The organism is Izhakiella australiensis, assembly GCF_002006995.1.
Taxonomy (GTDB): Bacteria; Pseudomonadota; Gammaproteobacteria; order Enterobacterales; family Enterobacteriaceae; genus Izhakiella; species Izhakiella australiensis.
Genome location: NZ_MRUL01000001.1, coordinates 462,017 through 485,527, shown reverse-complemented (window position 1 = coordinate 485,527; position 23,511 = coordinate 462,017). Strand labels below are relative to the sequence as shown.

Genomic DNA, 23,511 nt, shown 5'->3' with positions numbered 1-23,511 from the left:
ATTAAACGCTCCTTTTACCGGAAATGCTGACCGGCCCTAACGGATAAGGCTTGTTAGGGTTATCCATTACCTGCTGATAATCGGCGCGGGCACCGGGGAATCCGATCAGCTTCCAGGAAGCGAGCGTCTGGTTACCGCCGTGCAGCGGGTCGGCCAGATAGCCTTCTTTGGTGTTTTCCAACAGCTGCTCAAAAAACAGCTTGCCCGGCACGTCATCAAAGGTCAGCTTGCCGCCGTCTAGCTGGTGCAGAATATCTTCCTGCTGCTGATGGCTAAGGTCGGCAAACACTTTCTGGAACTGCTGCTGGCAATATCCGTTTATTGCTTTGATAGCGCGGCGATAGTTTTCACGCGGCACCAGATTGGACTGATAGCCCATTTCAGGAGCAGCGCTGGCAAAAGGGGCCTGCATATACCACAGCTGACCATGGCCATATGGCAGTTCCATTTGTTTATCAATGAAAATTGGCACGCCTTCGCTGACGGCGCCCGGACCGTTACTGTCGCTTGGGATCAGTCGATCGGTGGCGGCGAGGATAAACCGCCACTCATCATTATTAAAAAAAGTCGGTACGTAGTGGGCTGAAACGCCTTCTGCTTTGGAGTCTGCATCGGCGGCAAGGGTACTGAGGGAAACGACGCTGCTGCCGCCTACGGCAGCCAATGGGATAATCGACAGCGTTTTTTGCAGAAAACGCCGCCGCGAGGGCACGCCCTCGTTGCTTTTCTTACTCATTATGCTTTCCAGTCGGTGTATACCAAAAAAGTGCCAAACGTCGCCATAGATGGCCCGATGTTAAGCACGCTAATAATTATTGGAGTAATTTGAATGGAGTTAAAATAATCTTATTTTTTGTCAGGGTAAGCCGCAAAAATGTTAACAAATGTTAATGAAAACGTTTTTTCTCACAACATTAACTCAACAAAAACACTCCATCTTTATGATATTAATATAAAAACCTTAAAGTAATATTGTTATAACTTATTGCGCGAGAATTGTTATAGACTGCCCGCCCGGCGTTGTCAGTGCAGCCCACGATGCCAGATCAGGCAGTTATAGCAGTGCCGACGTATCCTTGACATTTGTTACCAGAAGCACATCGCCGACGGGCGCGACGCAGAGGCCACTACGCGATGCGGGCCGCTGTTCTCTGATAGCCCTTTGCTGCCATCGTCACCTCTCTGGTTTATAGCGGACAATCGTACCGGCATAAGTCCTGCCCGGCGCGGCGATGTCTCTGTAAGCGATGCGGGCCGCTGTTCTCTGATAGCCCTTTGCTGCCATCGCCGCCCTCTCTGGTTTATAGAGGGCAATCGCACCGGCATAAATCCTGCCCGGCGCGGCGATGTCTCTGCACGCAGTGAAAGCGCGCGCGGCCCGGGCCCACAGCCGACCCTTTACCCGATTCTTTATTTATCCACCGACCAATTATTTGCACCAGCGATATATTCCAGCATCGTCTGCGGCATGAAACTATTCGCCTACCGTCACATCGCTCGCCCTGCTGAATTATTTAGCCATTCATCGCAAGATTATTATTAACAGCCACCAGACCTGGTTTGTTATTTTATTTTCCGGGCGACAAGAATACGTGTTTGTCGCCCGGTGCCCGCCAACCCGCCCGATAAGGGCCAGATACCGGCATGCCCCACGGCGGCCGGCCTTATCAACCTTATGATATATGTGGTTATTATTTTCCAGGCTGAAACTCATCGCCAGGTAATAAAAATAATTATCATCCCCATTAAACAATGAGAATAATTCACTTTTAACGCGATAATAATTATCAGTTAATCATTTTAACGATAAATCGAAACAAATATTTAAAAATTAAGCCTGTTCGCCATTTCTATTTTTATTAAGCTATGCATAATAAGCACCATCGCCTGATATTAATTTTCAAAATAACATTCCGGGAGTAACCATGCTAACTAATGAAATGACAGCAAGGCTCAACGAGCAGCTGAATCTTGAGTTTTATTCTGCCAATCTCTATCTGCAAATGAGTGCCTGGTGCAGTGACAAAGGCTTTGAAGGCGCCGCGGCGTTTCTGCGCGAGCATTCCAGCGAAGAGATGGATCATATGAAGCGTCTGTTCAATTACCTGAGCGATACCGGCGCTATGCCGGTGCTGGGCAGCATTGAAGCACCGCCGGTTACCTTCAACAGCCTGTCTGAAGTCTTTGACATGACTTACGAACACGAACAGCTAATCACCAGCAAAATCAATGAGCTGGCTCACGCAGCCATGACCAGCCAAGATTATTCAACCTTCAACTTCCTGCAATGGTACGTCGCTGAGCAGCATGAAGAAGAGAAACTGTTCAAAGCGGTAATTGATAAACTGGCACTGGTTGGCCAGGATGGTAAAGGTCTGTATCTGGCCGATAAAGACCTCGGCAAAATGGGCGCTCAGGAAACTCTCTGACGTTGTTACGCCGCTGCGCTCGCAGCGGCGTTTCTTATAACGCCATGCGATAAAAGCGTGAATCTACCGCCATACGCGGAAAGCTTTCTGGCAGCGTATCGGCCTCCACCAGACTAAAGCCATGCTTTTCATAAAAGCGATGCGCCGCCAGAAAGGCTGCGGTGGTGCCAAGATAGAGCGTTCGCATTTTGCGTTCACGGGCATGAGTCAGCAAATGGGCTAACAGCGCCGCCGCGACGCCATGCTCCCGCCCGCGCCACGGAGCGGCAACAAACATTTTACGCAGCGCCCCTTCCCCGTCACCGATATCTTTGAGCGCGATACAGCCCACAACCTGTTTACCGTGGCAGGCCAGCCAGAATCCGCCGTTGCCGTACTGATAAAACCCGCGAACATCCTGCAAATCCGGCTGCTGCTGGGCGGTGATAGTAATAGAAAATTCTGCGGTCTGGATCGGGAGGATAAGACCGATAACCTGCTGGCGAAACTCAGGGCGCCAGTCTTCAATACGGATGGGTTCCATAGGGCTTCCTGCACATGCGCGAAATAAAAACCAGAGCTATACCATAATCAAAAACTCATTGGCACGCGACACTGTTGTCTGAACAGCTGCGCCAGGCTGGCTCCCATCGGCGTCAGCGCGGTATCTTTGCGCTGTATCAGATAAAACCCCGCCTTCGGTAACGGTTCGCAGACCGCAAGCGGCACCAGGTGGTTACCCAGAATGGGATCGCTAATAACGTCACGCGAGAGAATGCTGACGAAATCGCTCTGAGCCACCAGGCTGGTGCATGCCATAAAGGTTTCACAGGTCACGCTGATCTTCGGCATCATATCGCGGTCGGCAAATAAGTCATGCAGCAGCCGGTAGTAGCTGCCGTTAGGCGTTGGCATCGTCCAGTCGCATTCCAGCAGCTGGGTAATAGAAGTAGCATGTTCAAGGGGATGACCCCGCCTTACCACCACCTGATATTCGCGATCCATTAAGTATTCGTAGCTCAGCTCATTATCCAGATGCCCCTGATAATAAGTATTGATGGTGAAATCCAGCTCTCCCTGGCGCAGGGCTGGGATCATTGAAACCAGCTGGCCTTCAACGATACGGATTTTCACGTTCGGATATTCCCGATGAAAACGGGTTATCACCTGCGGCATGATAGTACGCGCAATGCTGCCGCCAACGCCGATATTAACGCTGCCGCCCGCCAGCCCCAGCCGCTGCTGGATATCTTCCTGCGCCACGCGTAACTCTTCCAGAATCAGGCTGGCATGTTTAAAAAAGCTCTCGCCGATATTGGTCATCACCACGCCCTGCCGACGGCGAATAAACAGCTTAGCCCCCACCCCATCTTCCAGTTCCTGAATCGATTTGGTTAGCGCCGGCTGGGATAAATGGGCAGCGCGACTGGCCGCGCGAATACTGCCGAGTCGGGCCACCGCCACGAAAGCACGCAGTTGATGAAGTTTGATCGCCGCAGGCATTGATGCCTCTTTAGTGATAACCGCTGTTTATCAGTGAAAAGATACTGTCATCTTTTTTCAATAATTACCATTGTGTAGATTCGGTTAAACAAACTAAAAAAAAGCATTTCACGCCGGTAAACGGCACAACTTTCCCAACGGCAACGTAGTTACTCAACGCGATTGAATTCGCGGTAACAAGTTAGCGGTCAGTAGTCATCTCTCCCCGGAGCAGATGCGTCTTACTACTTCCCCAAAATATCTACCACCCGACAGCGACGGGGGAGCAACGCCTGCCTGCGCTGTTATAACCTGATACAGGAACGGACTGATGCAACAGGAAATACTGGACTATGTCGATAGCCTGGCCGCGGATTTGCAGCACTGGCGTCGCGATCTGCACCATTACGCGGAATCCGGCTGGCTGGAGTTTCGGACCGCCACGCTGGTCGCAGCGGAGCTTCACCGCCTCGGCTGGCAGCTGCAAATGGGGCGGGAAGTGATCAGCGCCGAACATCGTATGGGCTTACCCGATGCCGCGACCTTACAGCGTGAGGAGCAGCGAGCCATTGAACAGGGCGCGCTGACCGAGTGGCTGCCCCACTTTTCCGGCGGTTTCTGCGGCCTGGTCGCGACCCTCGAAACCGGCCGCCCCGGTCCGGTGGTGGCATTTCGCGTTGACATGGACGCGCTGGATCTTAACGAACGCCTGCAAGATGACCACCGGCCGTTTCGCGATGGTTTTGCCTCCTGTAACGCTGGCATGATGCACGCCTGCGGCCACGATGGCCACACTACCATCGGCATTGGCCTGGCGCGTACGCTGATGACGTTTGCTGCGCAGCTTAACGGTACGCTGAAAATCATTTTCCAGCCGGCGGAAGAAGGCACCCGCGGCGCGAAAGCGATGGTGGAGGCTGGCGTGGTGGATGAGGTTGATTTCTTTGGCGCTATTCATATCGGCACCGGCGTTCCTGCCGGCGAACTGGTATGCGGCTGCGACAGCTTCATGGCAACCACCAAGCTGGACGTCGATTTCCACGGCGTCGCCTCCCATGCCGGCGGCCGACCGGAGGAAGGTCGCAACGCGCTGCTGGCGGCGGCGCAGGCCACCCTGGCGCTACACACCCTGACCCAGCACAGCGGCGGCAGCGCCAGAGTTAACGTCGGCGTACTGCGCGCGGGCAGCGGGCGCAATGTCGTCGCCGATCGCGCCAGCATGAAAGTGGAAACGCGCGGCGGCAGCAATCAGGTTAATGATGACATTTTTGCACGAACGCAGCAGGTTATCGCCGGCGCCGCCGCAATGTACGACGTCGAGCACCACATAACCCTGATGGGCAGCGCGCGCAGTTCGCAGCCCACCGCGCCCTGGGTGCGTTTTATTCGTCAGCAGGCGGCGCAGATCGCGCAAATCACCTCGCGCGTGGATAGCAAAAACCAGGCCGCCGGATCGGAAGATGCCACCTGGATGATGGAAAGGGTGAAAGCCCGCGGCGGACAAGCCTCCTACCTTATTTTCGGCTGCGATCTCAGCGCCGGACACCATAACGAAAAGTTTGATTTCGACGAATCGGTTATGGCCACGGCAATTAAAACCCTGACGCTGCTGGCGCTCAACATCGACCAATACCGGGAGGAGGAAAAATGACAGCATCACAGGCGGCATTTATTAATCACTGGATAACGGCGCGGGAGGCGGATTATAGCGCGCTAAGCGACGCCATCTGGGACGTTCCGGAAACCCGCTTTCAGGAGTATCGCTCATCGGCGCTGCTGGCCGATGCGCTGGAGGCTGAAGGGTTCAGCGTTGAGCGCAATGCCGGCGGTATTGAGACCGCGTTTATTGCCAGCTACGGCGAGGGAAAACCGGTGATCGCCCTGCTGGGTGAGTTTGACGCGCTGGCGGGGCTAAGTCAGCAGGCCGCGCTGGCCAGCCCGCAGCCGCTGATTGAGAATGGCAACGGCCACGGTTGCGGTCACAATCTACTTGGTACCGCCGCGCTGGCGGCGGCTTCAGCGGTAAAAGGCTGGCTGGAGCAGCACCCGCAGGCTGGCACCGTGCGCTTTTATGGCTGCCCCGGCGAGGAAGGCGGCTCCGGAAAAACCTTTATGGTACGCGACGGCTTGTTTGATGATGTCGACGCCGCCCTGAGCTGGCACCCGGAGGGTTTTGCCGGCATGTTCAATACGCCCACGCTGGCTAATATTCAGGCCGAATTCCATTTTAAAGGACTGGCGGCCCATGCAGCGAACTCGCCGCACCTTGGCCGCAGCGCGCTGGATGCGGTGACGCTGATGAATACCGGCGCTAACTTTCTGCGTGAACATATCGTGCAGGACGCCCGCCTGCACTATGCGGTCACCAACACCGGCGGCCGCTCGCCTAACGTAGTGCAGGCCGATGCGGCGGTGCTCTATCTGGTGCGCGCGCCGAAAACCGAGCAGGTACAGGATATTTATCAACGGGTTTGTAATATCGCGCGCGGCGCGGCGCTGATGACCGACACCCAGCTCAGCATCCGTTTTGATAAAGCCTGTTCAGATTACCGCCCTAACCGAACGCTGGAGCGGGTGATGTATCAACATCTGCACCACTTCGGCGTACCGGACTACAGCACGGAGGAGCTCGCGTTCGCCGGACAAATCCGTCAGACGCTTAGCGAGGCAGATCTGCATAACGCGCGCGATAATATCGCCCGTACCGGCGGCAGCGCAGGTCAGCAGTGGGCACAGAGTCTCGGCGATCGGACACTGACGCACGAGGTTGCGCCCTACGCCGAGGCCGACGCGGTGATGTACGGCTCAACGGACGTCGGCGACGTCAGTTGGGTAGCGCCGACCGCGCAATGCTTTGCTCCCTGTTTCGCTCTCGGTACGCCGCTGCACACCTGGCAACTGGTTGCTCAGGGCCGCACTTCTATTGCTCACAAAGGGATGTGGCTGGCAGCGAAAACCCTGGGCGCCACCGCGCTGACGCTGTTTACCCAACCAGAGACGCTGAATCTCGCGCAGCAGGAACTTGCCCGGCAGCGCGCGGCATACCCATGGCAGTGCCCAATACCGGAAGGCGTCTCGCCTTCACCGCAGATCTGATGTTTTACCTGCGCCGCCAGCGAGCGGCGTAGCAAGATAAAAAATAATAAGCACAAAACACAACATCAATGATTTCGTCATTACTGACGGAAAACAACCACGAGGGTTCGCCATGAGCGACGTGACAGCACGTGAGAAAAGCCCAGGGAAGATATTCAGTGTGATCGAACGCATCGGTAACCGGGTGCCTAATCCTTTTTTACTGTTTGTTTATCTGATTGTGGTTTTAATGGCCGCCACCGCCCTGCTCTCCTGGCTTCATATATCAGTTCGTAATCCGGTCAACGGCGAGGCGATTGTCGTAAAAAATCTGCTAAGCAGCGGCGGCATACAGTGGCTGCTGCCAAACATTATTAAAAATTTCAGCGGATTTACCCCGCTGGGCTCCATCCTGGCGCTGATGATCGGTGCCGGACTGGCTGAGCAGGTTGGTCTGCTACAGGCGTTGATGAACCGCATGGCGTCATTTGTAAGCGCACGCTACGCCAGCTACATGGTGCTGTTCATCGCTTTTTTCAGCCATATATCCTCTGATGCAGCGCTGGTAGTGATGCCGCCGCTCGGCGCCTTGATGTTTATCGCCGTGGGGCGTCATCCCGTCGCCGGATTGCTGGCGGCGATCGCCGGGGTCGCATCCGGCTTTACCGCGAATCTGCTGATTGTCACCACCGACGTATTGCTGTCCGGTATCAGTACCGAAGCGGCGAAAGCGGTGAACGACGCCGTGCAGGTTAACGTGATAGACAACTGGTTTTTTATGGCGGCATCGGTCATTGTGCTCACCGTTGCTGGCGCGCTGCTGACCGACAAGTTTATCGAACCCCGCCTGCCAGCCTGGGAGGGACAATCAGAAGAAAAGCTCGCCCGGCTGACGCCGCTGCAAAATCGCGGTCTGCTATGGAGCGGCATCGCCGGGCTGATTTTTGTCGCTCTGCTGGCCCTGTTGGTGGTGCCGGAGGGCGCAATGCTGCGCGATCCCAAAAGTGGCGGCATCATTCCTTCGCCTTTTATTAAGGGCATCGTTCCGCTGATCATTCTGTTGTTTTTCGTCGTCGCGATCGCCTATGGCGTAGTGACCAGGCAGATTAAGCGTCCGGACGATATCCCCGCGCTGCTGATTGAACCAATGAAAAGCATGGCCGGATTCATCGTCATGGTATTCCCGCTGTCGCAGTTCGTGGCGATGTTTAACTGGAGCAATATGGGCAAGTTTATGGCCATCGCGCTGACTGACGGACTGGAAGCCTTGGGTATGAGCGGCGCGCCGGCGTTTATTGGCCTGATGTTTCTCTCGGCGCTGCTGTGCATGTTTATCGCCAGCGGATCGGCGATCTGGTCGATCCTGGCGCCGATCTTCGTTCCGATGTTCATGCTGCTCGGCTTTCATCCGGCCTTTGCCCAGATGGTGTTTCGCATTGCCGATTCAGCCGTTCTGCCGCTGGCGCCGATGTCCCCCTTCTTGCCGCTGTTTCTCGGCTTTTTGCAGCGCTACCGCAAAGATGCGCAGCTCGGTACCTATTACATGCTGATCGTGCCCTATCCGCTGGTGTTTATCAGCGTCTGGGTACTGCTGCTGCTGGCATGGTATTTTTCCGGCCTGCCTATTGGCCCCGGCGTTTATCCGGCGCTATAAAAAAACGGCCCGGTGCGCAAACGCCGGGCCGTTTTACTTATCTCATCCTGTTATTTCGCCGCGTTCAGCCCCATCGCAGCGGCATCACGCAAATTCAGACGCTGCCAGAAGCTCTGTTCAACGTTACCGGACAGCGGATAACCATTGGCCAGCGCGGTTTTTACCATCAGCTGGCGGCGCTGTTCGGCGCTGAGGTTGGGCAGCGGCCCTTCCAGCAGCACTTCCGCACCTTTCGGCACCACCACCGGCGTCTGCGGCGCTTTTTGCTGCGCCAGACCGTAGGTCATCGTAAAGCGGTAAAGGGTTTTCATCTGCGGCGCGCTGTAGGGATCGTCCGCATTACTGACGGGCTTAGCGCACTCCGCCAATGAAGTACCGCACTCTTTTTCCAGCGCGCTGCGCAACTGCTGCTTAGCGTCGTCAAACAGTTTGCGATAGGCCGGCTGGTTGAGGAAGCTGGCGACATTGTGCTGGGCCACCATGCGTGCGCCGACCAGATCAAGCGGATAGTGAACGCCCATCACCAGGCGGGAATAGCCGTACTTGGCCGCGCGATCCATCAGCGGCACAAATCGCTCCGGCAGCATTTCAGCCAGCAGCAGCGCATCGGTGTAGCCGGTATTCGTATGACCGCTTGGGAACGAACCGCCGGAAGGTTTGTACAATCCGTCGTTTTTGACGATAACGCTGTCTTTCACCAGTTGGATGCTGTTACCGGCAACCCGAAACGGACGCGGATTATTGTAATGCTCTTTCGCCTGATGAATACCCACTTCGCTACGCTTAATCAACGCCGCCGCCTTACCTAGCTCGCCCTTATCATAAGCGCGAAGAAAGGCTTTTCCTAAGCGCGGCCCCAGCGCATCAGCAAGGAAATAAAGATAGGGGCGATCGTCGGCATCCACCAGCGCCTGATGACGATCGGCATCAGAGGCGCCGTTATTGATTTTTTCTACCGTGGCAAGATTCTGCTTGAGGATGCTTTCCGGCAACGCTGAAAAGGCACTCAGCAGCTGGACATTCTCTTTCTTCAGCGCTTTCTTATCAAAGCTGAAACCGCTGGCTTTCAGCCAGGCTTCATCGGCCTGAGTACTATTTTGTCTGGCTTTTATCACCTCTTGCAGCGTCAGCTTCGGCGCGGCGCCTTGCAGCGCTTTTAACGCTCTCTGCTCGACATCCTGCTGAAATTTGACGAACTCCGGGCTGGAGCTGGCGGGCGTGGTGGTCTCAACAATCTTCTTTATCGCAGAAAAATCGACTTCTGTTTGTGCCTGAACCAGCGGGCTGACAAGCAGCGCACCGGCAACAGCGGAGAGTAATAAACGCATAAATCATTCCTTTTTAACAACGTCCATAGCAGAACATGTGGCGCAAACAGATTTCCATTACCGCAGCGGTAAAACAAGTCATTTTTTTGACGACTTATCCTCAGAATGGGTAAATGGCGCAGGCATCAACGCCCGCGCCATCGCTTTCTGACCGGAAAAGGCAGCGCATCAAACCGTAGGTTGTTCAGCGCCCGCGTCTTGTGAGCGATGAACGGCAACATAGCGTTCAAAGCGGCTTTCTTTAAGCTGACTGACGTCAACTAAAACCAGGCCGTCAATGCAGTTATTAAAGTCGGGATCGCTACCAAAGTCGATGAACTGCACGCCGCCTGGCTCACACAGCTCGGAATATTGTTTGTACAGCGGCGGAATGCCGGTGCCGAGATTGTTTAACAGCCGCTTCAGCCGCCGTAGATCTTCGTGATAATCATCGCCGCTGAATTGCGCCAGCACCGTCGGCAATGATGCCGGGTAAGGGCGACGTGACTGCGCCAGCGGCAGAGTCGGTGCGAAGTAAAGCCGATAGAAGGCCACCAGTAAGTCCCGCGCCGCCAGCGGTAAGCCGCCGGAGATAGAGACCGGGCCGAACAAATAGCGATATTGCGGATACTTCTCCAGCCAGGCGCCAATTCCCATCCATAAGTAGTCCAGGCCGCGCTTACCCCAGTAAGCTGGCTGAATAAAACTGCGGCCAAGCTCAATGCCCTGGTCGAGTATTGGATTCATCTCGTTACCGTAATTAAACAGGCTATAGCTGTAGAGACCGGCCATTCCCTTGCGTTTGACCTGTTCTGCGGTGGGAATAAAACGATAGGCGCCGACGATATCCAGCGCCTCGTCATCCCACAGAATCAGATGGTAATAATCATCATCGTAATCATCGAGATCGCGGCGGGTACCGCTGCCCTCGCCAACGGCACGAAAAGCGATTTCCCGCAGTCGACCCAGCTCGCGCAGAATTGGCACGTAGGCTTCATCATTGCGGCGGTATAGATAAATGACTTTGCCATCGGGCAACTGGCCCAAGACCTCGCAGTCAGCAAGCGCTTTTTTCAGCACCGCCCGATCTTCTGCGCGGGCGATCGCCGCCTCGGTCTGAAATAAGCTGCTTTTTCCCTGGCCGATACGATAAACGTGGCGACGAAAACGGGCTGCCAGCTCTTTTGCCGGCGTGCGACCGTCATACCAGTTGGCGAAAGGTATCCGCTCACCAATTTGCAGTTTGATCCGGCTCCCCTGCTGCTTAAACATTTCGTTGACCAGCAACATGGTCGAGAACGGCTGATAGAGCGCGGAAGTCGCATAAAACAGCGAAGAGTTGCGCCCGCTGATGTGTACAGGCACCACCGGCGCGCGCGATCGCGCGGCGAGACGAACAAAGCCCTGACTCCATTTCCCATCGCGGATGCCTTTGCTGCCAAGCCGCGACACTTCACCGGCGGGGAAGAAGATCAGCACGCCCTGATTTTCGAGCTGTTCCTGCATTAACGCGACCTGCTGGCGGCTGGTGCGATTGCCCATATTGTCGACCGCAAGCATCAGGCTTTTTAGCGCCGTGAGGCAGTTAAGCAGCCGGTTGGTAACAATTTTTACGTCGCGTCGAACCTGGGAGATGGCATGGAGCAGCGCCAGGCCGTCAAGGGTTCCCAGTGGGTGGTTGGCGACAATGACCAGCGGTCCTGATGGGGGAATTTGTTCCAAATCGCGTTCGCTGGTATCGCAGCGAAAATCGAAATATTCCAGCACCTGTTCAACCATATCGAGGCCTTGCAGATGACGATATTGTTGATCAAACGCCTGAAATTGCTTTTCGTGCAGCAGCCTTTTAAGCAGCGCCAGCTGCCAGCCTGCCGGTTTATGATCGGGATAGAGATCCGCAAGAACCTGTTCGATAGTGAACACAAGTTATCTCCGGGTGTTTTTACCGCGAAATTAAAGCTCGCCTGTGACGCTCCTATTACAGAAATATTAAGCTCCTGCTATGTTTTTTCAAATAACAAAGTAGCAAAAAGCACAGGCGGCATAATTTAAAACAGCGGCCCTGCTGCGCGTTATATTGGTAATAACCCAGAATCGCCCAACTCTACATCGGTAATAACCATAAAACCATCAGGTATATATCCCGGTGACAATAGCGCATTAATTAAGTCAAATTTTATCGAATAAACGAAGACTTTGGTTCGGGCACAATAAAAAAGTGGTTTAATCGGCATATAGCCATGAGAATCCGTCAGACTTCTGCTAATCTGAGCGCAATTTTTCGCACAGTTTCCATTTTGCAGGGACATGAAACGCGTAATCATTCTGCTGCTGAGCATACTGCTGATCGGCTGCGGCACCTCACTCTCCAGCAATAGCATCGACGCTCCTAATATTGAGAATACCGGCGCACGCTGCTCGCTGTCGCTGCATCAGCAGATCGACCAGTTAGCACAGCCGCAAATAGACAGCGGCCATACGCCAGGCATGGTGGTGGGTATTATCACCGCCGACGGCCAGCAGCAGATATTCAGCTATGGCTATACCGATACCGACCGTCTGATACCGGTTGACGGTGATACGCTGTTCGCCGTTGGCTCGATCAGCAAGGGCTTTACCGCCGAAAGCGCCGCGCTGCTGGTGCAGCACGGGCAGCTTAGCTGGCAGGATACCCTCGGCCAGCTCTTACCCCGCAGCAATAAACTCAGCCCCGATGCCCGACGCATTACCGTGGAGCAACTGGCGAGTCATACCTCCGGATTACCGCGACAGGTCAGCAATATCGCAATGCTGGATAAGCTGGTGTACTACCTGTTTACCGGCGCGCCGTTTTATGGCGATCTTGATTCTGGCGACTATAACGACTTTCTGCGTAATTTCCACACGCTCGCGCAGGGCAAAGTTATCTACTCCAACCTGGGCTATGCCCTGCTCGATCAGGCGCTGGAGCAGCATAGCGGCAGGCCTGTACCGCAGCTGGTAAATAGCCTGATACTGCAACCGCTGGCGATGAAACACAGCGGCTATTATCCGCAGCTGCTGCCGGGCTATATACGGCGCGCGCGCGGCCATGCCGGCGATCAGCCGAAGTTCGTCGCGCGTGGTGAAGTGGTGCCGGAATGGCACTTCAGCGGTTACATGATGGGGGCGGCTTCGCTCTGGTCCAGCGCGGGCGACCTGCTGAAATATCTGTCTGCCCATTTGCACGCTAGCGGCAACCCAACGCGCGACCGCGCTTTTGCCGACGCAATGCGGATGCGCTTATATGCCAGCGACGATGACTCCGCCGCTCTCGGCTGGCTCGCCAATCATATTTACGGGCAGGATATTATTTATCAGTCAGGCTTTATCGGCGGCTACGCCAGCTATATAGGCATGGACAGGCGCCACGGCAACGCCATTGTGGTGCTGCAAAACAGCTTTAACTGGGATAATGATATCGGCCATCGCATGCTGCTGCGCATGGCCCAGGCAGCGGACAACCCCGGACGCTGTGATTAAATGACCACCGCTGCCGTGGGGCTAGCTGTCGCTGCGGTTTTCTGCGCCGACCAGCGGGTGCCAGATATCAACCAGGCCGCCTTGGTCACCCAGCAGAGGATCGCTCTGCGGCACGGCAACCTGCTTCACCGCTTCCAGCGCCAGGCTTAACTGCGCTTTATCGTCGCGCAGCGTTTCCGGCTGTATCCCGCGCGGGTAAGCGCCGACGGCAAAAAAGTCATCGCTGGCGGCTATCTGCTTGTGCCCGACGCCTGCGGGGATCAGTACCGCATCGCCAGCGTGCACCGTCATTACCCGGCCATTATCACCGCCAAATAATATTTCCGCCCAGCCGGCGCAAATGCCCAGCATCTCATGGGTATTTGGATGAAAATGGGTGTAAGGGTAAACGGGATAACGCCAGCGCGGCAGCCACTGGTTAGCAGCAAAACGATCTTCAAACCAGACGGCGAGATCCTCGCTATCCTCTGGCGCAGCCTGCGGATAACAGATCAGCGGAAACCGTGGATTATTGGGCACCCCGTTGTCCGTCTGCGATAGTAATAAATAGTGCGGTTGGCTTGAGGCGCCAGTCATCAGCGTACCGGCGGCAAACGACATCAGCGACATCAGACTGCAAGAAGCGTATAGCATACGGCGTCTCCTGTTGTCATAAATTCGAAACCAGATTGTTAATCAATTGTGGCACTTTGGCGTCGGGTTGCAATCACTCTGAATGGTTACACATCACATAACGTGCTAATTTTATTAACTTAAGCCAAATAAACCCGACTGTTATAGCTGAATAAATAAAAACTGTCTCTGCCCGCTTCCGGCGCGCCGTGGTTTAATATTCAGATAACCAAATTCAGGGGGAAAGCATGGACATCATCAAAACCATCATGCTGCGCGAGATCGAGCAGATAAACCGTGAAGAACGGCGTGATAATAAACCCCGTTTCAGCTTCAGCTTTATGAAAAAACATCCGGGCCTGTGGGCACTGATGTTTATTTGCTATTTGCTTACCGCCGCGCTGATCTTTACGACCGACTTCCTTGGCTGGCCGGCGTTCTGGGGCGCAACGCTGTTCGTCCTGATCATGAGCATTCTGATGCTGATGGATATCAATCCCCGCTACCGCTTTGAAGATATCGATACCCTGGATCTGCGCGTCTGCTATAACGGCGAATGGTACTATGACCGCAACTTATCGAACCAAGCAGTTAACGAGATCCTAACCCATCAGCTTATCCCTGAAAGTATCAAACAAGGCGTGCAGCGCCTGCTTGCAACCAAAGGCGAAGTGGATTTCTACGATATGTTCCATCTTACCTGGGGTTCACGCGAACCGATTTCAGGGCTGGCTAAGTAGCCTTTTCTGCTGCTCGTCCAGCAGAGTGCGAATCAGCTCACCCAGTATTCTGGCCGCCTGCTCCTGCTCATCTCCCCACGCCCAGGATGCATTAAAGCGAAAGTAATTGGCATACTGATCGCCGGAGGAAAACATTTTCCCCGGCGCAATGCTAATGTTCCGCGCCAGCGCCCGGTAATAAAGCTGCATCGCATCCAGATCCGGCGGCAGCTCAATCCATAAAAAATAGCCGCCCTGGGCATCGTTAATATTCACTTCAGGGGGCAGCCAGCGAGTCAGCGCCCGTCTGGCCAGCATTTTTCGCTGTGCCAGGCTGCGACGCAGCGCGCGCAGGTGGCGATCGTAGCTGTTGCTGGTCAGGTAGTGGGCTAATGCCAGCTGCATCGGCACGCTGGTAGACAGCGTGCTCATTAACTGCAAGCGCTGAATTTTTGCCGCGTGACGCCCCGCAGCCACCCAGCCGACGCGAAAACCAGCCACCAGGTTTTTGGAAAACGAGCTGCAGTGCAATACCGTTCCCTGGCTGTCCCAGTAGCGAGCCGGATGCCGATGCTCGCCGTCGGTGCCAAGCTCAGCATAAACGTCGTCTTCAATTAAAAAGGCGCCTTTCTCTTGCAGTAAAGATACCAGCTGCGCCTTCTTTTCATCGCTGAGCGAACAGCCTAACGGATTTTGATAGTTGGTCATCAGCCAGCAGGCCTTGATCGGCCAGCGTGATAACGCCTCGCGCAGCGCGTCCAGATCGAGGCCGTGCTGAGGATCGCTGGCGATCGCCACCGCACGCAATTTCAGCCGCTCCACCGCCTGCAACGCGCCGTAAAAGCAGGGGTTTTCAACCACCACCCAGTCTCCCGGTTCAGTGACCGCCTGCAAGCTAAGGTTCAGCGCTTCCATCGCGCCGTTAGTGATGACGATTTCATCCGGTGCAACGGCTATTCCTTGCATGGCGTACCGCTGTGCGAGAGTCTTGCGCAGCGCTTCGTTACCCGGCGGCAGATTATTTAGCGCATCCTCAGGCTTCATGCTGTGGGCCACGGTATTCAGCGAGCGCATTAGCGCCCGTTGGGGAAACAGGTCCGGATCGGGAAAGGCGGAGCCAAAAGGTAAAATGTGCGGGTCGCGCGTTGCCTGCAGAACATCGAAGATAAAAGTATTGATATCCACCGACTCCGCCAGCTGCACCTTCTGGTGCGCTTCGGGCTGACGCAAAAACTCCGCCTGCGGTGCAACGTAGTAACCGGACTGCGGGCGCGAAACCAGCGTACCAAGGCTTTCAAGCACCTGGTAGGCATGCATTACCGTCATCAGGCTCATCCCGCTGCGGGCAACCTGCTCGCGCAGTGAAGGAAGCTTATCGCCCGGCAGCCAGACACCGCTGGCTATCTGCTGACGAATTTCATCCACCAGCTTCTGATATTTGGCCATCTGTTACAGCCTGTTTTTGGGGAAATAAGCACTATTATAGGTTGGCGATACATGGCGGCAAGCCTGATCGACGATAATTAATCAGACAGGATCCCGGCCTGGATATAATCATGAAAATTTGATTTATTAGGCCCGATTTAACATTTAAATTGCGCCAGTGTCAGGAGGTTATTTTATAAAATTTCTTACTTACAACACGATATACGGCAACCATAAGACGAAACTGCGCAAACTTCACCGCTCCCGGCTACGGCATTGTAAACCATCCTCAGCAATTCACATTTACCTGGCACCGTGACGCCGGGCAGACACCCTGTGACTGTTTATCGGGCAGATAACGCGAGCTCAACCATACATTAATAATTTTTTTACTTTCTACTTAGCCTGATTTTTATATTTGTTCTATAGTAGAAAAAAAATTTTTGGACTCCGTGTACAAAAAAATAATAACCTTCCTGAATTATTATTATTTAACGGTAAGTTATCGTCACGCCAATGCTATTGGCGCGCTAGCAGACGCTTTAAAACATCAGAATAAGTAATTACTAATATCTTTAATAATATAAGGGTTATTTATGAAATTAAGGCTTTTTATCGCCGGGTGCAGCGCTGCTGTAGGCCTGAGCGGTACGGCGATGGCGGCAACCAGTACCGGTACGATTAATGCAACGCTAACCCTGACCTCCGGCTGTCTGGTCAATGGACAGTCAGCCACTACCGGCGTTAACTTCGGTACCCTCGACTTTGGCACCAGCGCGGCCACCTTCAGTACCCTGAACGCCACCCTGATCGGCTCCCGTGGCAATGGCATCTTTGTTAAATGCACCACCGACCAGTCTTATAACGTGCAGCTGACCAGCAGCAACGATGCGCCGGATACGGTGTATGGCTCGGTCAGCGCTCAGCCGCGCTATCTGCTGCTTGGCAACGATGCCACTAAAGGCATCGCTTATACGCTGTACAGCAACACCTCCTATACCACCCCTATCGCTAACAATACCAATCTGGCTACCAGTGGAACCAGCGATCCCGCGAACGGTGATAACTATCCGGTTTACGGCCGCATTACCGGGGGGAATTTTAATACCGCCATACCGGCGGGAACCTATACCGATACCATCAGCGTTGTCGTGAACTACTAAATGGCAGGCAGGGAAGATGAACGACCGCCGGATCAGGCGCTGCATCGGCCTTAGCGCCTTTACGCTGCTGATAATACAATCTGGCTCGCTGTCAGCGTTGCCGACTAAGTCGTTTCAGGTCAGCGCCGCGATCGTGGCGGGATGCGCTATCTCCGGCAGCAACAACGGTGTATTCGGTACGCTTAACTTTGGTACTCATCCTGGGGTAGGCTCGCGTGCGGTCAACGCCAGCTACGTTCAGAACACCACGCTGACTCTCGCCTGCTCACCCGGAACCACCCTGAGTATGAGTATTAATGGCGGCAGCAGTTACACCACTACCCGCAATTTAAAAAACAGCCGTTCCGGTGAGCTACTGCCCTACCGCATTTTTTCCAGCGCTGCCTATAACGCGGCGGCGGAGATCCCGATAGATCAAAACGTCGCCGTTAATTACAGCAACGCCAATAACATCATTTTACCGGTTTACGGCCAGCTACAGATGAACGGCGTCTATCGCGCCGGCAGCTATGCCGACAGCCTGACGATAACGCTGAGCTGGTAACCCGCCTCGACAAGGAACGCGCTATGTCCCATTCACTGATCCGCCCTCTTTTCCTGACGCTGCTGCTGTGCTCTCTGGTATCCACTGCCCGCGCCGGCAATTCGGTGATGATCTGGCCTATCGACCCGATCCTCGATAGCGATGACAAGGCCGCAGAGCTGTGGCTGGAGAACCGGGGAGACGCGACCACCTTAATGCAGGTGCGCATCTTCGGCTGGCGCCAGCTTAACGGAAACGAGCAGTACCAAAATCAGCAGGATGTGGTCGCCAGCCCGCCGATGGTGCGTATCGAGCCGGGGAAAAGGCAGCTGATACGCCTGATCAAACAGCGGGCAACGCCGGCAGGCAAAGAATCCGCCTACCGGATTTTACTTGATGAAATTCCCGCGCCGCCGGCACCGGGCAGCAAACAGGCCGGTCTGGCGTTTCAGATGCGCTATTCCGTGCCGCTGTTTGTATATGGGCAAGGTCTGGTAGCCAGAAACGCCAAACCGCAGCTTAGCTGGCACATTGCTAAACGTGATGGGCGCCAGCTGCTACTTATCGATAACCGCGGCAGCGGCCACGCGCGTCTGAGCAACGTCACCCTGGCAGGGCGTCAGTTATCCAGTAGCCTGCTGGGCTATGTACTGGCCGGTAGTCAGAACGCTTTCCCGCTGAATTTCCCGGCATCAGTTCGCGATACGCTTAGCGCTCAGCTTTCAACAACGCGCAGCTGGCAAAGTAAAGGCTCGCCGCAAGCGGAATGAACAAACGGCATCGACGGACTGGCAGGCAATACCCGCTCGCCCTCTGCGGCTTACTGAGCAGCCTGATCGTGCAGCAAGGTAGCGCTGAAACCTGGTCTTCGTTACCGCCGCCGCCCAGCGCCGCGCCGGTTAGCGAGCAAAATCAACAATACATGCTGGGGCTGGTGGTTAATGAATATGACAGTAACCAGATAGTGCAGGTGACCTTTCGCAACGGACACTATATTCTGCGCGCCGCCGACCTGATCCAGGCGGGGATCGCCAGCCGCCATCTTGACGGCGCGGACGTTGATGTCTCGGCAACCAGCGGGATGCAGGCCCATTACGATAGTAATCGTCAGCGCATTATGCTGACGGTTCCGCCAGGCTGGCTGCCGGCACAAACCTTAAATTCGCAAACGCGTAGAGGCCCCCGCTATCCGGGCCGTAGCAGCGAGGGCGTACTGCTTAATTATGACTTTTACACCAGCCATACCAGCGCTCAGGGAACCCGGCTGTCCGCCTGGAATGAGCTGCGGCTGTTCGGCGAGCGCGGGCAGTTTTCCAGTAACGGCGTCTGGCAGCAACAGCTAACCGGACCAACGTTTGATCAACCTGCCGGCTATCTCCGTTACGATAGCTGGTGGGCGAACGAAAATGAACAGAAAGCGCTGAGCTGGCGCGTGGGCGATTTGACCACTAACGCCCTGGGCTGGAGCTCCAGCGTTCGCCTCGGCGGCGTTCAGTTCGCCCGCGACTTCAGCGTCCGCCCGGACCTGATAACCTACCCGCTACCAACGTTCGCAGGTCAGGCAGCGGTGCCATCCACCGTCGATCTGTTTATCAACGGCTATCGTTCCAGCCGCAATCAGGTGCAGCCCGGCAGCTGGTTTCTGACCAATATGCCCTACGTCAACGGCGCGGGCGATGCGGTTATCGTCACCACTGACGCCGTTGGCCGACGCGTTACCACTACCCTGCCGTTTTACGTTTCCAGCGACCTGCTCAAGGCGGGGCTGTCGGACTTTTCGCTGTCAGCCGGCGCCTTAAGACAAAACTATGGTTTGAAAAGCTTCGATTACCGCAGCGCGGCGGCTAATGGCTCTTACCGCTACGGTCTGGCAGACTGGCTGACGCTGGAGAGCCATGCTGAAACTGCCGAGAATCTAATGCTGGGAGGCGCGGGCGCGCAGTTCAAGCCGGGGGCTTTCGGTACCTTTAACGGCTCCCTGACCCGAAGCCAGATGTCCGGCGCGCAGGGCACGCAATACGGCTGGGGCTATCAATACAACAATCGCCGCTTCAGTATCGGCACTCAGCAGGTCATCCGCAGCGCTGAATTCAGCAATCTCGCACTGTACGGCGACCGGCAGGATAACAACCGCTTCGGCGGCAGCAGCCAGTTCACGCTTAGCCGCCGCAGCGCCCAGTACAGCGCCAGCCTGTCCCTCGACAGCTATGGCAGTCTGGGAGCGGCCTATATTGACATCACCAGCAGCAGCGGCGAACGCACCAGCCTGTGGAATATGTCATGGAGCATCAGCCTGTGGGAAAGCAGCAGCCTGTATGTTTCCGCCAGCCACGACCAGCAGCAGGATAGCTGGAGCGGGGCTATCTCGCTGGTCATTCCATTCAGCGCTCAAGGCAATGCCAGCATCAGCATGGAACGAGATCGGCAAAATGGCTATACCCAACGCCTGAGCCTGTCCCATGCCATGCCTTCCGACGGCGGTCTGGCCTGGGATGCCTCCTGGGCTCGGCAAAGTAGCAATAGCGACTATCGTCAGGCCGGGCTGAACTGGCGCAATAATAACGTAGAGCTGGCGGGCGGTTACTACGGCGATGACAGGTACAGCACCACCTGGGGCGATATGATGGGATCGCTGGTATTTATGGATGGGCATCTGTTCAGCGCCAATCAGGTCAATGACGCGTTTGTGCTGGTAAAAACCGGCTATCCCAATATTAAAGTCAGCTACGAAAATCAGCTGATGGGCCAAACCGACGAGCGGGGCTACTTACTGGTCCCCCGCGTCAGCGCCTGGTATCCGGCTAAATATGATATTGATACTCTCGATTTACCCGCCACCATGAGCATTCCAAACGTTGAGCAGCGATTTTCCGTGCGCCGTCAGAGCGGCTATCTGCTCAATTTCCCCATCGAGTCGCTGCGCGCGGCCAATATTATTCTGCAGGATAGTCAGGGGGATCCGCTGCCGGTTTCCAGCGTGGTTTCAGGTTCCGATCGGCAGTCTGGCGTTGTCGGCTGGGACGGCATCACCTGGCTGGAGGGCTTACAAACTGAAAATCCACTGCGCGTGGTGACGCCTGACGGACGCAGCTGCGAAGTCACCGTCAAAATAACCGATGCAGCCTCCTCAACGCTGAATACTTACGGTCCCTTTGTCTGCGCCCTCCCCGCGCCCGCTTCAGGAAACTCGCCATGATCAAAAACGCTATCCGGCACGGCCTGTTGATTTTACTGCTGCTATGGGCCAAAACGGCACTGGGCAGCTGCAGCTTACCCTCACAAAGCGCGGCATTTGGCACCGTTACCTCTTTTTATGTCAACAGCACGATCAATACCACCGCCTCGGCGATCCAGGTAAACTGCGGCGCCGCGCTATCGCTCGGATTACTCTCCTCCGATACCATTTCGCTGCGACTGCTGAACGCCACTGTCAGTAACGGTTCACGCGGGGTTATGCAAACCGAGCTCGCCGGCAGCGACAGTATCCCGGTTCAGCTGTGCCTTGCCGCCAGCTGCGGCAACGAATTAACCATTAATCCGGCCACCAGCGTTACCTACCGATCCAACGATCTGCTCTCGCTGATTGTCATTGGCAAAAATTTTACCATCCCTATTTATCTGCGCACCGTTCCCGGCGCGGTGGTCGCCGCCGGAAATTATAAAGTGCGGCTAAACGTGCAGGTTTCCTACGATATCTGCACCAGCATCAACTTGCTCAATATCTGCCTGACGCCACAGACTGACACCACCGTGGTGCCCGTTTCACTCACCATGACGATCACCAACGACTGCACCACCATTAGCGCACCTGATATTAACTTTGGCAGCGCGCCGCTGGTCAATCGCTTTGCCAGCGTGTCGCAGTCACTCAGCGTGGTGTGTACCAAAGGCAGTACCTACACCATTGGCCTGAGCAACGGCAGACATGCCAACAACAATCAGCGTTATATGGCAAACGGGGCTAATTTGCTGGCCTATGAAATCTACAAAGGAAGCAGCAGCAATCGCTGGGGGCCACTGGATAGCGAGCGGGTTGCCAGCAGCAGCGCGAACAGCACCAGTACCGACGGCCTGACCAAAACCTACAATTACACTGCTGCTATTCTTAGTGCACAGGCCACGCCCGCTATCGGCAGCTACAGCGACAGCGTCATCGTCGATCTGTCATTTTGAACTATCCGGATAGCCTGCTTGTTAATAGGCTGTTACTAATTGCCCGGAGGCGTAAATTGCTAACAGTGATCTGGCTCACAACAGGCCAGCTATCCGCTAGTTAAAACAGGATGTTAATCGCAAGGAGATCGGGAAGCACTATGACAACACAGAGTACAACGACGCCGTCGCCAAAGCAGAACGGCGCAAAAACTATTTTCAACGTTACCAGCGGTAACTTTCTGGAGATGTATGACTTTATGGTGTTTGGCTACTATGCCAGCGCCATCGCTAAAACCTTTTTCCCCGGCAACGACCCTTATGCATCGCTGATGATGACGCTAATGACCTTCGGCGCCGGTTTTCTGATGCGGCCGCTGGGCGCCATCATCCTCGGCGCCTACATTGACCACCACGGTCGCCGTAAAGGCCTGCTGCTAACCCTGACCCTGATGGCAATAGGAACCCTGACCATCGCCTGCGTACCGGGTTACAACACGCTGGGGATCGCGGCGCCAATCCTGATCCTGCTAGGCCGCTTACTGCAGGGCTTTTCCGCCGGCGTGGAGCTGGGTGGCGTATCGGTCTACCTTGCTGAAGTTGCACCAAAAGGACGTAAGGGCTTCTACGTTAGCTGGCAGTCCGGCAGCCAACAGGTTGCGGTAATTTTCGCGGCGCTGCTCGGCCTGGCATTGAACCATATCCTGGAAAAAGATCAGGTCACAGAATGGGGCTGGCGCATTCCCTTTGTTATTGGCTGTATGATAGTGCCATTCCTGTTCTGGGTGCGACGCATGCTGGCGGAGACCGAAGCGTTCAGCAAACGTAAGCACCATCCTTCCATGAGCGACATTATGCGCTCGGTTGCCAGCAACTGGGCGCTGGTGCTGGCAGGCATGCTGATGGTAGTCACCACCACCGTCATGTTCTACGCCATTACCGCTTTTACCCCGACCTTCGGCAAAACCGTTCTGATGATGAGCGACAAAGAGAGCTTTTTCGTTACGCTGTGCGTCGGGCTGTCAAACCTTATCTGGCTGCCGGTAATGGGCGCCCTCTCTGACCGCATCGGTCGACGCCCGCTGCTGATTACCTTCACCATTCTGGCAGCGTTCACTTCATGGCCGGTCTTACACTGGTTGGTTAACGCACCAAGCTTTAACCACCTGCTGGTTGCCGAGCTATGGCTCTCTTTCCTCTATGCCAGCTATAACGGCGCAATGGTGGTTTATCTGGCTGAAATTATGCCGGCGGAAGTTCGCGCGGCGGGTTTCTCGCTGGCATACAGCCTCGCAACAGCGCTGTTCGGCGGCTTTACGCCTGCGGTTTCAAGCTATCTGATTCACGCCACTGGCGATAAAGCTATGCCCGGCGTCTGGCTGACGTTCGCCGCGTCTGCGGGCTAATCGGTACCCTGTGCATCAAACGTCTGGTGAAGAAGTATCAGGCTCAGCACCCGGTCAGTGCCGAAGCGGCACGCAGCTAGTTAC

Annotated in this window: 18 protein-coding genes and 1 pseudogene; 12 read left to right on the top strand and 7 right to left on the bottom strand. The window is 55.2% G+C overall.

Annotated features, from left to right (window positions below; all coding sequences use genetic code 11):
- Position 1: 1 nt before the first annotated feature.
- Entirely contained in the window at positions 2–736 is a 735-nt protein-coding gene (locus BTJ39_RS02160; RefSeq protein ID WP_078001009.1) for a gluconate 2-dehydrogenase subunit 3 family protein, read from the bottom strand.
- 1,189 nt (positions 737–1,925) lie between these two features.
- On the opposite strand from BTJ39_RS02160, the gene ftnA reads away from it, so the two are divergent.
- Positions 1,926–2,429, top strand: coding sequence for a non-heme ferritin (gene ftnA, locus BTJ39_RS02155; protein WP_078001008.1), 504 nt, complete (start codon positions 1,926–1,928; stop codon positions 2,427–2,429).
- A 34-nt stretch (positions 2,430–2,463) separates the two neighbouring features.
- Here ftnA and BTJ39_RS02150 read toward each other — a convergent pair whose 3' ends face one another.
- Both BTJ39_RS02150 and BTJ39_RS02145 read right to left on the bottom strand, forming a co-directional pair.
- Positions 2,464–2,952, bottom strand: coding sequence for a GNAT family N-acetyltransferase (locus tag BTJ39_RS02150; RefSeq protein ID WP_078001007.1), 489 nt, complete (start codon positions 2,950–2,952; stop codon positions 2,464–2,466).
- Positions 2,953–2,999: 47 nt separating this feature from the next.
- Positions 3,000–3,911, bottom strand: a complete 912-nt coding sequence (locus BTJ39_RS02145) for a LysR family transcriptional regulator (RefSeq protein WP_078001006.1) — start codon at positions 3,909–3,911, stop codon at positions 3,000–3,002.
- Between the two features lie 310 nt (positions 3,912–4,221).
- On the opposite strand from BTJ39_RS02145, the gene BTJ39_RS02140 reads away from it, so the two are divergent.
- The 3 genes from BTJ39_RS02140 to abgT all read left to right on the top strand — a co-directional run bounded on the left by BTJ39_RS02140 (position 4,222) and on the right by abgT (position 8,619).
- A complete protein-coding gene (locus BTJ39_RS02140; RefSeq protein ID WP_078001005.1) occupies positions 4,222–5,541 on the top strand; it encodes an amidohydrolase in 1,320 nt (439 codons plus the stop codon).
- On the top strand, positions 5,538–6,986 hold the full coding sequence (locus tag BTJ39_RS02135; protein WP_078001004.1) for a M20 family metallopeptidase: 1,449 nt from the start codon (positions 5,538–5,540) through the stop codon (positions 6,984–6,986). The genes BTJ39_RS02140 and BTJ39_RS02135 overlap by 4 nt, the downstream gene beginning before the upstream one ends.
- Before the next feature lie 112 nt (positions 6,987–7,098).
- Complete coding sequence (gene abgT / locus BTJ39_RS02130) at positions 7,099–8,619, top strand: p-aminobenzoyl-glutamate transporter (protein WP_078001003.1); 1,521 nt, start codon at positions 7,099–7,101, stop codon at positions 8,617–8,619.
- 50 nt (positions 8,620–8,669) lie between these two features.
- Here the strand turns inward: abgT and BTJ39_RS02125 are convergent, their stop codons facing one another.
- Positions 8,670–9,947 (bottom strand): acid phosphatase, encoded by a 1,278-nt coding sequence (locus tag BTJ39_RS02125; protein ID WP_078001002.1) that lies wholly within the window; start codon positions 9,945–9,947, stop codon positions 8,670–8,672.
- Between the two features lie 168 nt (positions 9,948–10,115).
- Positions 10,116–11,849, bottom strand: a complete 1,734-nt coding sequence (gene olsF, locus BTJ39_RS02120) for a bifunctional ornithine lipid synthase OlsF (RefSeq protein ID WP_078001001.1) — start codon at positions 11,847–11,849, stop codon at positions 10,116–10,118.
- A 384-nt stretch (positions 11,850–12,233) separates the two neighbouring features.
- On the opposite strand from olsF, the gene BTJ39_RS02115 reads away from it, so the two are divergent.
- Positions 12,234–13,427: a serine hydrolase domain-containing protein gene (locus BTJ39_RS02115; protein WP_078001000.1), complete on the top strand. Its 1,194-nt coding sequence runs from the start codon at positions 12,234–12,236 to the stop codon at positions 13,425–13,427.
- Positions 13,428–13,448: 21 nt separating this feature from the next.
- On the opposite strand, the gene BTJ39_RS02110 is transcribed toward BTJ39_RS02115, so the two are convergent.
- On the bottom strand, positions 13,449–14,060 hold the full coding sequence (locus BTJ39_RS02110) for a hypothetical protein (protein ID WP_078000999.1): 612 nt from the start codon (positions 14,058–14,060) through the stop codon (positions 13,449–13,451).
- 227 nt (positions 14,061–14,287) lie between these two features.
- On the opposite strand from BTJ39_RS02110, the gene BTJ39_RS02105 reads away from it, so the two are divergent.
- A complete protein-coding gene (locus BTJ39_RS02105; RefSeq protein WP_078000998.1) occupies positions 14,288–14,779 on the top strand; it encodes a YlaC family protein in 492 nt (163 codons plus the stop codon).
- Here the strand turns inward: BTJ39_RS02105 and BTJ39_RS02100 are convergent.
- Entirely contained in the window at positions 14,762–16,204 is a 1,443-nt protein-coding gene (locus tag BTJ39_RS02100; protein ID WP_078000997.1) for an aminotransferase-like domain-containing protein, read from the bottom strand. The genes BTJ39_RS02105 and BTJ39_RS02100 overlap by 18 nt on opposite strands.
- 575 nt (positions 16,205–16,779) lie before the next feature.
- Here BTJ39_RS02100 and BTJ39_RS02095 point away from each other — a divergent pair.
- The 6 genes and pseudogenes from BTJ39_RS02095 (at position 16,780) to tcuC (ending at position 23,507) form a co-directional block, all read left to right on the top strand.
- The gene (locus tag BTJ39_RS02095; RefSeq protein ID WP_078000996.1) at positions 16,780–17,346 is read left to right on the top strand and encodes a Csu type fimbrial protein; all 567 of its coding nucleotides are present in this window, start codon (positions 16,780–16,782) and stop codon (positions 17,344–17,346) included.
- Positions 17,347–17,362: 16 nt separating this feature from the next.
- On the top strand, positions 17,363–17,890 hold the full coding sequence (locus BTJ39_RS02090) for a Csu type fimbrial protein (protein ID WP_078000995.1): 528 nt from the start codon (positions 17,363–17,365) through the stop codon (positions 17,888–17,890).
- 23 nt (positions 17,891–17,913) lie between these two features.
- Entirely contained in the window at positions 17,914–18,639 is a 726-nt protein-coding gene (locus BTJ39_RS02085; protein ID WP_078000994.1) for a fimbrial biogenesis chaperone, read from the top strand.
- Positions 18,636–21,065 carry a fimbria/pilus outer membrane usher protein gene (locus tag BTJ39_RS02080; protein ID WP_078000993.1) on the top strand — a complete coding sequence of 810 codons (2,430 nt, stop codon included), beginning with the start codon at positions 18,636–18,638 and terminating at the stop codon, positions 21,063–21,065. The genes BTJ39_RS02085 and BTJ39_RS02080 overlap by 4 nt, the downstream gene beginning before the upstream one ends.
- Positions 21,062–22,042: a Csu type fimbrial protein gene (locus BTJ39_RS02075; RefSeq protein ID WP_078000992.1), complete on the top strand. Its 981-nt coding sequence runs from the start codon at positions 21,062–21,064 to the stop codon at positions 22,040–22,042. The genes BTJ39_RS02080 and BTJ39_RS02075 overlap by 4 nt, the downstream gene beginning before the upstream one ends.
- A gap of 140 nt (positions 22,043–22,182) precedes the next feature.
- Positions 22,183–23,507 (top strand): annotated as a pseudogene (gene tcuC, locus BTJ39_RS02070) (tricarballylate/proton symporter TcuC).
- Positions 23,508–23,511 lie beyond the last annotated feature (4 nt).

Bases quoted from the DNA above. Each gene is read 5' to 3' on its own strand.
- BTJ39_RS02160 (WP_078001009.1), bottom strand. From the start codon at position 736: ATGAGTAAGAAAAGCAACGAGGGCGTGCCCTCGCGGCGGCGTTTTCTG.
- ftnA (WP_078001008.1), top strand. From the start codon at position 1,926: ATGCTAACTAATGAAATGACAGCAAGGCTCAACGAGCAGCTGAATCTT.
- BTJ39_RS02150 (WP_078001007.1), bottom strand. From the start codon at position 2,952: ATGGAACCCATCCGTATTGAAGACTGGCGCCCTGAGTTTCGCCAGCAG.
- BTJ39_RS02145 (WP_078001006.1), bottom strand. From the start codon at position 3,911: ATGCCTGCGGCGATCAAACTTCATCAACTGCGTGCTTTCGTGGCGGTG.
- BTJ39_RS02140 (WP_078001005.1), top strand. From the start codon at position 4,222: ATGCAACAGGAAATACTGGACTATGTCGATAGCCTGGCCGCGGATTTG.
- BTJ39_RS02135 (WP_078001004.1), top strand. From the start codon at position 5,538: ATGACAGCATCACAGGCGGCATTTATTAATCACTGGATAACGGCGCGG.
- abgT (WP_078001003.1), top strand. From the start codon at position 7,099: ATGAGCGACGTGACAGCACGTGAGAAAAGCCCAGGGAAGATATTCAGT.
- BTJ39_RS02125 (WP_078001002.1), bottom strand. From the start codon at position 9,947: ATGCGTTTATTACTCTCCGCTGTTGCCGGTGCGCTGCTTGTCAGCCCG.
- BTJ39_RS02115 (WP_078001000.1), top strand. From the start codon at position 12,234: ATGAAACGCGTAATCATTCTGCTGCTGAGCATACTGCTGATCGGCTGC.
- BTJ39_RS02110 (WP_078000999.1), bottom strand. From the start codon at position 14,060: ATGCTATACGCTTCTTGCAGTCTGATGTCGCTGATGTCGTTTGCCGCC.
- BTJ39_RS02105 (WP_078000998.1), top strand. From the start codon at position 14,288: ATGGACATCATCAAAACCATCATGCTGCGCGAGATCGAGCAGATAAAC.
- BTJ39_RS02100 (WP_078000997.1), bottom strand. From the start codon at position 16,204: ATGGCCAAATATCAGAAGCTGGTGGATGAAATTCGTCAGCAGATAGCC.
- BTJ39_RS02095 (WP_078000996.1), top strand. From the start codon at position 16,780: ATGAAATTAAGGCTTTTTATCGCCGGGTGCAGCGCTGCTGTAGGCCTG.
- BTJ39_RS02090 (WP_078000995.1), top strand. From the start codon at position 17,363: ATGAACGACCGCCGGATCAGGCGCTGCATCGGCCTTAGCGCCTTTACG.
- BTJ39_RS02085 (WP_078000994.1), top strand. From the start codon at position 17,914: ATGTCCCATTCACTGATCCGCCCTCTTTTCCTGACGCTGCTGCTGTGC.
- BTJ39_RS02080 (WP_078000993.1), top strand. From the start codon at position 18,636: ATGAACAAACGGCATCGACGGACTGGCAGGCAATACCCGCTCGCCCTC.
- BTJ39_RS02075 (WP_078000992.1), top strand. From the start codon at position 21,062: ATGATCAAAAACGCTATCCGGCACGGCCTGTTGATTTTACTGCTGCTA.